This is a genomic window from Dehalococcoidia bacterium (genome assembly GCA_030648205.1).
Taxonomy (GTDB): Bacteria; Chloroflexota; Dehalococcoidia; order JAUSIH01; family JAUSIH01; genus JAUSIH01.
This window is the reverse complement of the sequence record JAUSIH010000036.1, coordinates 42,845-54,330: the sequence shown is the minus strand read 5'-3', so window position 1 is coordinate 54,330 and position 11,486 is coordinate 42,845. Positions and strand designations below refer to the sequence as shown.

At 63.9% G+C, this 11,486-nt stretch carries 12 protein-coding genes; 5 read left to right on the top strand and 7 right to left on the bottom strand.

Annotated elements, in window-relative coordinates:
- The 4 genes from Q7T26_04025 to Q7T26_04010 form a co-directional block, all read left to right on the top strand.
- A partial coding sequence (locus tag Q7T26_04025) for a TIGR00282 family metallophosphoesterase (GenBank protein MDO8531326.1) occupies positions 1 to 729 on the top strand: 729 nt, incomplete at its 5' end.
- A complete protein-coding gene (locus Q7T26_04020; GenBank protein ID MDO8531325.1) occupies positions 726 to 1,580 on the top strand; it encodes a PHP domain-containing protein in 855 nt (284 codons plus the stop codon). The genes Q7T26_04025 and Q7T26_04020, both read left to right, overlap by 4 nt.
- Positions 1,577 to 2,026 carry a 3-hydroxyacyl-ACP dehydratase FabZ gene (gene fabZ / locus Q7T26_04015; GenBank protein MDO8531324.1) on the top strand — a complete coding sequence of 150 codons (450 nt, stop codon included), beginning with the start codon at positions 1,577 to 1,579 and terminating at the stop codon, positions 2,024 to 2,026. Before Q7T26_04020 ends, fabZ begins: the two co-directional genes overlap by 4 nt.
- 73 nt (positions 2,027 to 2,099) lie before the next feature.
- The gene (locus Q7T26_04010; protein MDO8531323.1) at positions 2,100 to 2,597 is read left to right on the top strand and encodes a B-box zinc finger protein; all 498 of its coding nucleotides are present in this window, start codon (positions 2,100 to 2,102) and stop codon (positions 2,595 to 2,597) included.
- A gap of 6 nt (positions 2,598 to 2,603) precedes the next feature.
- Here Q7T26_04010 and Q7T26_04005 read toward each other — a convergent pair whose 3' ends face one another.
- Genes Q7T26_04005 through Q7T26_03995 form a run of 3 tightly spaced genes read right to left on the bottom strand, consistent with a single transcriptional unit; the run spans position 2,604 to position 4,656 of the window.
- Positions 2,604 to 3,224, bottom strand: coding sequence for a PH domain-containing protein (locus Q7T26_04005; GenBank protein MDO8531322.1), 621 nt, complete (start codon positions 3,222 to 3,224; stop codon positions 2,604 to 2,606).
- 8 nt (positions 3,225 to 3,232) lie between these two features.
- Positions 3,233 to 4,378, bottom strand: coding sequence for a MaoC family dehydratase N-terminal domain-containing protein (locus Q7T26_04000; protein MDO8531321.1), 1,146 nt, complete (start codon positions 4,376 to 4,378; stop codon positions 3,233 to 3,235).
- A gap of 11 nt (positions 4,379 to 4,389) precedes the next feature.
- The gene (locus Q7T26_03995; protein MDO8531320.1) at positions 4,390 to 4,656 is read right to left on the bottom strand and encodes a hypothetical protein; all 267 of its coding nucleotides are present in this window, start codon (positions 4,654 to 4,656) and stop codon (positions 4,390 to 4,392) included.
- A 107-nt stretch (positions 4,657 to 4,763) separates the two neighbouring features.
- Here Q7T26_03995 and Q7T26_03990 point away from each other — a divergent pair, with 107 nt between their 5' ends.
- Positions 4,764 to 6,143, top strand: a complete 1,380-nt coding sequence (locus tag Q7T26_03990) for a peptidase MA family metallohydrolase (GenBank protein MDO8531319.1) — start codon at positions 4,764 to 4,766, stop codon at positions 6,141 to 6,143.
- Between the two features lie 62 nt (positions 6,144 to 6,205).
- Here the strand turns inward: Q7T26_03990 and Q7T26_03985 are convergent, their stop codons facing one another.
- The 4 genes from Q7T26_03985 to Q7T26_03970 form a co-directional block, all read right to left on the bottom strand.
- Positions 6,206 to 7,213 (bottom strand): ABC transporter permease, encoded by a 1,008-nt coding sequence (locus Q7T26_03985; GenBank protein MDO8531318.1) that lies wholly within the window; start codon positions 7,211 to 7,213, stop codon positions 6,206 to 6,208.
- Between the two features lie 15 nt (positions 7,214 to 7,228).
- Positions 7,229 to 8,161 carry an ABC transporter permease gene (locus Q7T26_03980; GenBank protein ID MDO8531317.1) on the bottom strand — a complete coding sequence of 311 codons (933 nt, stop codon included), beginning with the start codon at positions 8,159 to 8,161 and terminating at the stop codon, positions 7,229 to 7,231.
- A gap of 28 nt (positions 8,162 to 8,189) precedes the next feature.
- Entirely contained in the window at positions 8,190 to 9,857 is a 1,668-nt protein-coding gene (locus Q7T26_03975) for a peptide ABC transporter substrate-binding protein (protein ID MDO8531316.1), read from the bottom strand.
- Positions 9,858 to 10,168: 311 nt separating this feature from the next.
- Entirely contained in the window at positions 10,169 to 11,476 is a 1,308-nt protein-coding gene (locus Q7T26_03970; GenBank protein ID MDO8531315.1) for an LpqB family beta-propeller domain-containing protein, read from the bottom strand.
- Positions 11,477 to 11,486: the final 10 nt, after the last annotated feature.

The window sequence follows — 11,486 nt, the reverse complement described above, 5'->3', positions numbered from 1 at the left end:
GGGCGCCGTGCCGTCCGCATGCTCGCGCCCCAGCTCCGCAAGGAGCACCACATTGACTTCATTATCGCCAACGGGGAGAATGCGGCGGGCGGGTTCGGCATCACACTGGAGAACATGCAGGAGTTCCTGGAGTGCGGCGTGGACGTGGTCACCACTGGGAACCATGTGTGGGACCAGAAGGACATCGTTCAGCACATGGACGGCGAGCTACCCATTGTGCGTCCCTATAACTACCCCCCTGGCGTGCCGGGGCGGGGCTATATCCAGAAGAACGGCGTCCTGGTCATCAACCTTATGGGGCGGACATTCATGGCGGACATTGATTGCCCGTTCCGCGCCGCGGACCGCATCCTGGCCGACGTTAATCCCAAGCCTTCAGTGGTCATCGTGGACTTCCACGGCGAAGCCACGTCCGAAAAGCAGGCGATGGGCTGGTATCTGGACGGACGGGTGGGCGCCGTCGTCGGCACGCACACCCACGTGGGCACAGTGGACGCTCGCGTTCTGCCCGGCGGCACCGCCTTCGTCACCGACATTGGCATGGTAGGCCCGCGTGACTCCGTCATCGGAGTGGATGTGCAGGGTGTGCTGCACCGGTTCCTTACGCAGATGCCTGCGCGCTTTGAGGTAGCCAAGGGGCCGGTCACGTTTAACTCGGTCCTGATAGAGACGGACGACGGGACGGGGCGCGCCCGTAGCATCCAGCGTCTGGACAGAGGCGTGGAATGAACCATCTTGTTGACTTGCACCTCCATACCACCGCATCCGATGGGCGCTTAAGCCCGGAGCAGCTTGTGGCCCTGGTAGTGTCACGAGGACTCAGGATCATCGCCGTCACGGACCACGATACGACGGACGGGTTGCCCGTCGCCCTGGAGGCCGCCCGCGCCCATCCGCATCTGAAGCTTATCTCCGGGGTGGAGCTGAGCACGGATGTGCCCGGCGGCGAAATCCACGTGCTGGGGTACTTTGTGGACAGAGGCAACGCGGAGTTTGAGTCCTTCCTTGCCCAGATGCGGGACTCTCGCGTCGGTCGAGGGCGGCGTATGGTGGAAAAGCTGGCTGCGCTTGGAATGCCCGTACCGTGGGAGCGGGTGCTGGAGCTGGCGAAAGGGGGGTCCGTGGGCCGTCCGCACGTGGCCCAGGCGATGGTGGAGCAGGGGCATGTAATCAGCATCAAGGAGGCCTTCGATAAGTACATTGGCCGGAACGGCCCCGCCTATGCCGAGCGTGAGAAGCTGACGCCGGTCGAAGCGGTCCGGTTCCTCCGTCGCACGGGCGCGCTGCCTGTTATCGCTCATCCAGGTGAGGTGGACAACCTGGATGCGGTCCTGCCGGAGCTGAAGCAGGCAGGCATGGTGGGCATGGAAGTCCACTACAATAACTACCCTCCCGAAAAGATGGAGAGGCTGGCGCGGATGGCGGCGGCGCACGGCCTGCTGCCCTGCGGCGGCACTGACTACCATGCCCTGGGCCAGGAGGGAGAAACGGAGCCGGGAAACGCGGGGCCGCCTATGGAGGTCGCGGAGCGCCTCATGGAGATGGCCCGCCCTTCCGTGGAAGGGAGGGCGCGCAGATGACGCTTGAAGCGAAGGACATCATGGGCATCATTCCCCACCGGTACCCCTTCTTGCTGGTGGACCGCATTGTCGAGGTCCGGCAGGGAGAGAAGGCCGTCGGCATCAAAAACGTGACGGTGAACGAGCCTTTCTTCCAGGGCCACTTCCCGGGCAACCCCGTGATGCCCGGTGTGATGATCGTGGAGGCGCTGGCGCAGGTGGGCGCGGTAGCGATTCTCAGCATGCCAGAGAACAAGGGTAAACTTGGCCTCTTTGCGGGGATTGACGCATTTCGCTTCCGCAGGCCCGTCATACCCGGCGATACCCTCCGTCTGGAGGTCACGCTGACGAAGATGCGTGGGCCTATTGGCAAGGGCGCCGCCAGGGCCGAAGTGAACGGCCAGGTCGTCGCGGAGGGCGAGTTGATCTTCGCTCTCGTCAGCCCGGACGACGTGACCAAGCGGTAACGAGCGGGCGTCAGCCCAACTGGCGTTCAGCCGTCTGGTCGCTTACCCCTGAGTTCTGAAAAAGGCTTTCGCCATGCAATGTGCCGCTCATCCCAAGACTGAGACAAACCTGAGCTGCGGCAAGTGTGGGACGCCCATCTGTCCCAAGTGCCTCGTCCATACGCCCGTCGGCACGCGCTGTCGCGCCTGCGCCCAGCTCAAGCGCCTGCCCACCTTTCAGGTGAGCGCGCGTCACTACATCATCGGGGCGGTCGTGGGTCTTGGATTCGCCGTGGGCACGGGAGTGGGCTGGTACGTGCTGGAGACGGAGCTACCCTTCGTCTTCTTCATTACGTTCCTGCTGCCGTACCTCCGAATGGCCGCCATTGTGGGCATCGGCTTTCTCACCGGCGAGCTTATGAGCCTCGCGGTCAACCGCAAGCGCAGCACGGGTCTGGCGGTCATCGGCGGGCTGAGCGTGTTCCTGAGCTTCGCTGTCAGCGGCGCTCTGCTGCGCTTCTACTTCGGCGGTCTGTGGAGCCTGGCGGCAGTAGGCTTCGGCATTTACATCGCCGTCATGCGCCTGCGGTAGGAAGGGCTAGCCCCCGGCGTCTTGCGGCGGACGGGCCATCCGCGCGGCGTCGAGAATCGCCTGGTACACGGCCTCCACGTCGCGCACCGACTGCAGGGTCGGTATGTGGCTTTGCAAGCCGCTGGGCAGCCAGCCGGGCACCCGTCCGACCAGCCCCTTGAAGGGGGGTGCGCCTCCGAGGTAGATGTCCCCGAGGCCCGGCGCCAGCACCATGCCGTGTATCTGCCGGAGCGACGCCAGGTCCACGCTCGTCGTCCCCTTGCCGATGGCGCCTGCGGAGAGCAGCACCCGTCGGTCGGTCAGAAGGTACGAGGTGTTGCGCCATTCCCCCGCGGCCAGCAGGTAACGCCCGAACGCGAAGTAGCAGGCTGCTAGGAGGAATAAAAGGGCAAGCAACTGTATGACAAAGTGCGGGGCCTCGTCCTCCGGCGGCGCTATCCAGATGGTGTAGAACAGCAGCAGGCCAAGAAAGAACCAGAGCAAGCTGAAGGCGGCGACGAACAGCCCTGCGGGCGAGCCTACGAACTGGAAAAACCAGCGTACCGGCTTTCCCTCCCACAGGACCTTTTCGCCGCCTGACAGCTCACCGCGCAGACTGCCGCCGTCAGGCGGAGGAGCGCCCCGCACCGGGCCGCCTATTCCGCCACCTTCGGCAGGCCGGTCGTGCGACTCGGCAGGGCGATGGTGGCCTTGCCGGGCACGATAATCTGGCCCCGCTGTGTCTCGCCCCAGATATCAATGTCCACCAGGAGGGCGTTGCCCTCCTCGTACTTGCGCACGACTTTGCCCTTGAGCCAGACCGTGTCGCCCAGGAAGTTGATACCGCGGTACTCGACGGCCATGCGTCGGAGCCAGGCGTCGTCGCCCATCCAGTTGGTCAGCAGATGGCTGGCCCATGCGCCTCGCTGCGAGCCGTAGTCATAGGCGGCGGGCATGCCGATCTCCGCAGCCATCCAGTTGTCCCAGTGGACACGCTCGATAGGCTCCGGCACTCCGGTCTCCGGGTTGGTGACGGCCACCGCGGGCGTCCTGCGGCGGTACTCCAGGAAGAACCGGAAGGCGCGAATGTGGGGAGACCCCGCGCCCATGACCCATGCGATGATGTCCTGGGTGGTCAGCGGACCCTTGACGACAGGGGTGAGCGCATCGCCCTCGCGTACGTCCTCCCAGTAGCGCGGCGTCGCGCCGCGGACCTCCTCCGCGTCGTAGTCGGCCTCTATCTTCTTCATCTCGTCCGGAGTGTACTTGGCCAGCTTGGTCTTCAGGTACTTGCCCCGGGAAGCGCCTTCATGTCGCTCCACGCGCATGGACGAGAATTGCCATGTGGCGACGGTCTCCTTGCGCTCGTTGCGGAAGGTCACCTGCTCTATCTGGTGAAACATGCGTCCCGCGTAGGAGCTTTTCTTCTCCACGAGGTCCACAAGGTGGTGCGACGTGGTGAGCTTCTCGCCAAGGCGCAGGGGCTTGAACCATTCCCATGTGTCGCCTGAGTGGAGACCGTGAACGCCGGCCAGGCCGCGGCCACGGCGGAGGTCCCAGCTTCCCCAGCTCATGCTGTACAGATAGCCCGGCGGCGAGATCATCCCGCCCCAGCGTGTCTTACGGGCATAGTCCTCGTTGAACCACATGGTGTTGGGGTCGCCGATGGACCGGGCGAAGTGCTTGATGCCATCCTTTGTTACGAACTCGTTGTAGGGGTCGGTGATAGGGCGCTCCTGGCCGATCTTGGCCCGCAAATAGGCCAGCCCCTCTTCGGTAACTTTTCCATACTCTTGCGGCATGCTCTTATACCTCATTCCTTCGCAGGCTTCTCCTGCTTGGTCTTTCTACGCATGACTTCAGCCACGCCCTTGTCCACCTGCTCGCGCACATGGAAGTCGCATAGCGTCTTCTCGCCGATCTGGTAGGCGGCGGGCTCGCCGCAGACCACGCAGGCGTAGGCGGAGAGTATCTGGCGCCGGTAGGACAGCGCCTGGATGTCCGTGAACTCCTGGCCGCACTCCCAGCAACGCAGGAGGCCGCTCTTTTGACGTGCGAATGTGTGGATGTGGTCTTTCAAGCCCGCAACCCCTGTCCTGGACTATAACGTCTGTCTGATGCACGTGTCAAGGAGCTTGGCAGCGCCGCGCAAGTCCGCTAGAATGGAAGGCGGACAGGAGGCCCCGTATGCGTACTGTGTCCCTTATAGTCGCCATTCTCATCATACTGGCGATGATCGTCGCCCTCTTGCCGCCGCTGGTCGGCGCGCAGGGCCAGCCGATCATCGTGGTGAAGGAAGCGGTGACGGACACGTTTCCGGATGGCATGCGGTTCACCCTGGAGGCCAAATCGGAGCGCGCCATCAAGTCGGTGGAGCTGCGGATGATGATACGCGGCTCGCGGGGGCAGGTGGTGGCCCAGCCCGCCTTTGACAAGGGCGCCACGACCATCGCCACGGACTACACGCACCGGCGCATCGGCACGAACCGCTACTACCCGCCGGGGCAGGATGTCACGTATTCGTATCGCATCACCGACGAGGCGGGCAACGCGCTGGACACGCCGACCCAGTCCCACACCTACCTGGACCCACGCATAAAGTGGGAAACCGTTTCGGACGGGTTCATCACGGTCTATTATCACGGCGGCCAGCGCGCTCGCGCCGACTCGATTCTCGCCGTGACGCGGCAGACCATGGAAACGATGGGCGGCGTGCTGGAGACGCAGCTTAAGGAGCCTATTCGCCTTATCGCGTATAACTTGTACTCGGACATGGGCCCGGCGCTGCCCTTCGTCAGCACCACCTACGAGACCGCGTTGCTGACCGAGGGTCAGGCCTACTCCGAGCAGGGCGTTCTGCTGCTCTTTGGCGGCGACCCCAACATCCGCGGCGTAACCTCCCATGAAGCCACGCACCTTCTTGTGCATCAGGCGGCGCCCAGTCCGCTGGCCCAGATACCACCCTGGTTGAACGAGGGCCTGGCGGAGTTCGGGAACATCCAGCCGGGGGCTGAGTACGACCGTACGCTGGCGCGCCGTCAGGTGACCAACACTCTGATTCCGCTGCGTGACCTGGGGTCACGGCCCGGCAGCCCTGACGACGTCATCCTCATGTATGGAGAGGGCAGGAGCGTCGTCCGGTTCATGATAGAGACGTACGGCGGGCCGAAGATGGCCACGTTGCTGCGCGCCCTTGACGACGGACTGAAAATCACCGACGCCCTCCAGAAGGTCTATGGCATGGGCATAGACGAACTGGACAACACCTGGCGCAAGTCCATCAACGCACGGCTCGTGCTCATCGCCACGCCCACCGTTTTGCCGACGGTGGTGGCGATCCCCACAATGGCGCCGTTCAGCGGGCCGCCGGTCTCGCCCCTGATTCCACTGGCGGCCGCGTCTGCCCAGCCCGCGGCTGCGGGACCCACGCCCGCGTCTGCCCAGGGCGGACAAGGCGCGTCAGGCGGACTGGCGTGCAACCCCCGCGTGGGAGAGCCGACGGTTGACCCGGCGGCCATCGCCATATTCGCGCTGCCCGGCCTGCTGCTCGTCCTGCGCCGTCGCTAGCCGAAGGAATGCCTTAGCTTGAACTGAGGTGTTGTGTCCCTCATGGGACAGCGGTGCGCTGCTTACCGCGTCCGTGGATTGAACACGTCGTTCAGCGCGTCGCCCAACAGGTTCCAGGCGAAGATGATGATGGACACGGCGGCCGCGGGGAAGATGATCATGTGGGGGTACTGGCGCAGGATGCTGATGCTCCCGTACTCATAGAGCATGCGCCCCAGGCTTGGATGCGGCGGCTGAATGCCGATGCCGAGCCAGCTCAGCACCACCTCTGAGCCGGCGGCGGCGCCCATCCCCATGGAGACGGACACAATCACCGGGCCGAGACAGTTCGGCAGGATGTGCACGATCATGATGCGCCAATGGCTGGCGCCCGCCGCGCGGGCGGCGTCAACGAACTGCGACTGTCGCAGGTAGAGCACCTGGCTGCGGACAAGCCGGGCCATGCCCACCCACGCGAAGATGGCCAGTGACCCAAAGATAACAAGGTAATCTGGAAACCCGCTCGCCACCAGCCCTCTGAAGTTGCCCCAGTCCTCAAAGGCCCTTGCTAGGTCCACCACCCGTGGCTTCACCGTCGCCGCCAGGAGAATGACCAGCAGGAGGCCCGGGAAGGCCAGGAACACCTCGCCGATGCGCATCACGACATTGTCGAACTTCCCGCCCATGTAGCCGGAGGCCGTGCCGATGATCAGACCCAGGGGCAAGGCCCCGCTCAGGACGGAGGTGACCGTAATAATAACGGTCGTCCGCAGGCCCCACAGGACACGGGTGAACTGATCGCGCCCCAGCCAGTCGGTGCCGAGGGGATGCGCGAACGACGGCCCCTGATTACGGATGGCGAAGTCCTGCGCGTTATAGTCGTACGGCGAGAGGACGGGGGCCAGAATGCCGCCCAGGTAGAGCATGCCTAGGACGACCATGGCGCCAACGGCAATCCGCTTACCTAGCAGGCGATGCCATGCTCGGTTCCACAAGCTGCGGCCAATTTGACGCGCGCTCACGCCGACATCGGCATGCGCGACGTCCGTTTGACTGCCGCCGCCCGTGGGTTCCCGCCGGGACTGGGCCATCCGGCCTCCTTTTGGCTAGCTGTAGCGGATGCGCGGGTCCAGGAACGCGTACGCGATGTCCACAAGCAGGTTCGCCATGACGAAGGACACCGCGATGAGTAATGTCATCGCCATGATGACGGGGTAGTCTCGCGCGAAGAGCGAGTCCACCGCCAGCCGCCCCACGCCGGGAATGCCGAAGATGGTCTCCGTGATGAACGCTCCTTCCACCAGCGTCCCCAGCGACATCCCCACCACGGTGATGACGGGGATAAGGGCGTTCCGCGCCACGTGCCTGCTCTGGACAGCCATCTCCGTCAGGCCCTTGGCGCGCGCCGCGCGGACGAACTCCTGGCCAAGCACTTCAAGGGTGCTCGCGCGCATGAGCCGGATGATGGACGATATGGAGGGGAGAGCCATCACGAGGGCGGGGAGGATGAGGCGCGGGTCGGCCAGGTCGCCGGCCCATCCCGCGCTGGGCATCAGTTTGAGCCAGATAACGAATATGAGGAGCAAGGCCGGCGCCGTGATGAAAACGGGCAGCGATGAGAAGAACAGCGAGACGCTGACGATGAGAGGGTCCATCGCCGTGCCCTGCTTGTTGGCGACGACGAGACCGAGAGGGATGCCAACGGCAAGTCCGATGACCAGGGCGACGACGGCCAGCTTGGAGCTTGTCCAGACCTTGCCTGCCAGCAGTTCGCCCACAGGCTGTCCACGGAACTTGAGGCTCTCTCCCAGGTCGCCCTGGAAGGCGTTCCAGATATAGCGGCCATACTGTTCCAGGAAGGGACGGTCCAGGCCGCGCTGCGCTTTGATGCGGGCCAGCACCTCAGGGTTCTGATGCTGCCCCAGGAGGACTTGGACGGGGTCGCCCGGCCCGTAGAGCGACAGGAAGAACGTGATGAAGGACACCGCCAGGAGCAGGAACGGTGTCCAGAGCAGGCGCTTGACAATGTAGGCAAACATCGTCGTGTCTCCCTGCCATTACCGACCGCTACTTCTCTATCGCGACATATTGCATGCGCGGGACGGGCATGGGAGGGAAGGTCAACCCCTTGACCCACGGCTTGACCAGGCGGTTGCTTTCCGTTCCGTGCCAAACGGGCAGGACTGCCACTTCGTTGACAATGATGTCCTCCGCCTGCTGGTACATGGCCATGCGCTTCTGCACGTCCTGCAATGTCCTGGCCTGCTCAATCAGTTTGTCCACGTCCGGGTTCTTGTAGTTACCATCATTCTTGTTGCTCTGGCTGTAAAAAAGGACCTCCAGGAAGTTCTGCGGGTCCGGAAAGTCGGCGATCCAGCCGGAGCCGCCCCACATCTGGTACTTGCGCGCGTTCAGGTCCTGGAGGTAGGTGGCCCACTCGGACTGCTGGATTTCCACCGTGACACCCAGGTTCTTTCTCCACATTTCAATCATCGCTTCGTCGTCCAGGCCCACGGAGCCACCCGTGCCTGGCACGTTAAGAAGGATGCGCGGCATCTTGCCCGCGTACTTGGACTCTGCTAGAAGTTGCTTTGCCTTTGCAGGGTCGTACCTCAGCCCCTTCAAGTCCTTGTTGAACCCCGGCATGCCCGGCGGCAGGATGCCGTAGGCGGACACACGCAGGCTGGAGAAAGCGCTTTTCGTGATAGCGTCCTTATCCACTGCGAGAGTCAGGGCCTGCCGGACCTTCACGTCATCAAAAGGCGGCTTGTTCACGTTGAAGCCAATGAAGTACAGGGCAAACTCGGGCGGAGAGACGACCAGGTCCTTGTTCAGGGGGTTCTTGGGGTCCCGTACCCGGTCAAGGTCGGCGAGACTCACGCCGCTCACGTCAATCTCGTTGTTCTCGTACATGGTGGCCGGCGTGCCTCCGGAGAGGCTGTAAAGGACCTGGTCCAGCTTTGGTGCGGGCTCGCGATAATAGTTGGCGTTGCGAGCTAGGACGATCTGTTTGCCAATGGCATATTCCTTCAGCGTGAAGGGGCCCGTCCCGTTGGCGTTGCGCGTCCAGTTCTTGCTTGACTCCACGTTCGCCTTGTCAACGACGAACCCGGCGGGGAGCGTCAGCTTTGCTAGGAAGTACGCCTTGGGCGCGTCAATGGTCACCTGGAAGGTGTAATCGTCGATCACCTTGATGCCCGATATCTCCTTGGCCTTGCCGCGCACGACGTCGCTCACGCCCACGACGTCGCCCAGATAAATATCCACGGTCGTGGACTCGGTAGCCGGATTGGCGATACGGTCCCAGGAGTATTTGAAATCGCGGGCGGTCACTGGCTTGCCGTCGTGGAACTTGGCGTTCTTCCGCAAGAAGAACGTGTAAGTCCTGGCGTCCGGGGTGACCTCCCACCTCTCGGCCAAGTCCGGGACAAGCTTCAGGTCGGGGGTGAAGGACACAAGCCCGCTGAACACTTCTAGGATGATGCCTGAGGAGGTGGTGTCCGAGGCCAGCGCAGGGTCGAGGGAGGGCGGGTCATCCCAGAGGAGACGGAGGGTGCCGCCCTTGCCAGCGCCCGTGGACGGCGCGCCCACCGCCTGGGCCGGGGCCGGCGCGGACGGTTGCGTGGCGGACGGTGCAGCTGGCGCCGAGGGGGCCGGCGCCGTGCAGGCCGAAGCCACCAGGGCGAGGGCAAATAACACGGCGAGCGCCCGTGCAATCAGTGTGTGCCTGCGCATAGTCGCCTACCTCCTCCGCCGGCGTACGATAGCCTCAAGCGGAATAAAGAGTCCTCTTGTTTGGCCCTTGACGCAAATATGAAGCTCGATTATAGGCGTGTTGCAGTCCTCAATGCAAGCCGCGTTTCCCCGCGTAGTGCGACGCGGTGCGGCAGCTACGACAGCGGCCAATTGCAGGTCTGTTCATTGGCGGCCCTGGCTATTGCTCGGTTGCGTACGTTCGCGTACACCAGGTTCGCCCCAGGCCCGCTCATGGTGAGCCTGTCGAACCATGAGCGGCTTTTCACACCGTGCTTTTTTGCAACTTGGTGCTACTTGCGCGACCAGGAAGCGAAACGGCCCTCCGCGATAGCGCGAGGCGGCGCGCCGCCGTCGGCTGGCGCCACATACACCACATCGCCGAAAGTAGACGCTCCCCTTGGACTCAGCGTCTCGCCGTTGCCAAGCGCGGGATAGACCAGGTAGCGGCTGTCCGGCGACCAGAAGGACATGGACAGGGCGTACTGGTCGAAGAAGTCTAACAGGAAGTCCAGGTGCGCCGTGGGGGCAAAAGTAGAGATGACGCGCTCCTGGCCGCCGGTCACTTCGGCCACGTGCCAGACAAGCTGACTCTTTCCCGTGTCCGCCGTGATATAGGCGATGCGCTTGCCGTCCGGCGACCAGAAGAACGCGACTAACGGCCCGCGCGCCAGCACGGTCTCCACGCGCGCCGCCAGATCGTAGGTGGCCAGGAACCCGAAGGGCGCATCCGGGTGCGCGCCGCTCAGATAGCCCAGCCGTGCTCCATCCGGCGACCAGGACAGAGAGCCACCGCCGGGAAGAGTCGCGACGAGCTGGCGCGCCTCGCCTTGAGCGTCCGCGGTCCACAGGCTGTCGTCGTCTGGGCCATGTACCACGTACGCGATGCGCCGACCATCCGGCGACCACGCGGGCGCCCCGAACTCGCCAGGCTTCTGGTCAATGACCTCGCTCTGGCGAGAATCCAGGTTGATAGCGGTCAGACGCGCGGCGGGGTTCCGCTGCGTGCTTCCGCCCAGATGCAGCAGGATGCGGTGGCTGTCCGGCGACCAGGCAAAGTAGGCGGGCGCGCCGGAAGCCAGGACGGATGCGGGCCGTGACCCGTCCGCGGGAACCACCATGAGGCGCTGCTCTCGGGAGTCGGACAAAAAGAATGCCAGCCACTGGCTGTCCGGGGACCAGTACATGAAAAAGGGGACTGACTGCGCGTCCTCGAACAGCTTCACGGGGCGCGAGCCATCCGCCTGCATGACATAAAGTGCCCGCGAGAGTCGGGACAAGCCGTCCATCTCCTGGCGCGTGTAGGCTACAAGTCGTGCGTCTGGGGACCACAGAGACCAGTCAGATAGGACTTGCAGTTGCCCCTGGATGCCCATGCCGGCGGAGGTGAACACGTCGCCCGCGGGCGTGAGTTGCCGACGGTCCGAGCCGTCCGGCAGGACAGTGAGGATGCGCCCCTCTGTGTCAACGTAAAGAATGCGGTTAATGCGGCTCGCCGCATCCTCGCCGCGCACGTTGCATCCGGCGACAAGACCGGTGAGCGTGGACATCGCTACCACGAGGGCCAGTAGCTGCGCGTGCAGACGTGAGCGGGTTCCCATAGGATCGTCG

Excerpts from the sequence above, each read along its gene's own strand:
- fabZ (MDO8531324.1), top strand. The coding sequence starts at position 1,577 with ATGACGCTTGAAGCGAAGGACATCATGGGCATCATTCCCCACCGGTAC.
- Q7T26_03980 (MDO8531317.1), bottom strand. The coding sequence starts at position 8,161 with ATGTTTGCCTACATTGTCAAGCGCCTGCTCTGGACACCGTTCCTGCTC.
- Q7T26_04010 (MDO8531323.1), top strand. The coding sequence starts at position 2,100 with ATGCAATGTGCCGCTCATCCCAAGACTGAGACAAACCTGAGCTGCGGC.
- Q7T26_04020 (MDO8531325.1), top strand. The coding sequence starts at position 726 with ATGAACCATCTTGTTGACTTGCACCTCCATACCACCGCATCCGATGGG.
- Q7T26_03990 (MDO8531319.1), top strand. The coding sequence starts at position 4,764 with ATGCGTACTGTGTCCCTTATAGTCGCCATTCTCATCATACTGGCGATG.
- Q7T26_04000 (MDO8531321.1), bottom strand. The coding sequence starts at position 4,378 with ATGCCGCAAGAGTATGGAAAAGTTACCGAAGAGGGGCTGGCCTATTTG.
- Q7T26_03970 (MDO8531315.1), bottom strand. The coding sequence starts at position 11,476 with ATGGGAACCCGCTCACGTCTGCACGCGCAGCTACTGGCCCTCGTGGTA.
- Q7T26_03975 (MDO8531316.1), bottom strand. The coding sequence starts at position 9,857 with ATGCGCAGGCACACACTGATTGCACGGGCGCTCGCCGTGTTATTTGCC.
- Q7T26_03985 (MDO8531318.1), bottom strand. The coding sequence starts at position 7,213 with ATGGCCCAGTCCCGGCGGGAACCCACGGGCGGCGGCAGTCAAACGGAC.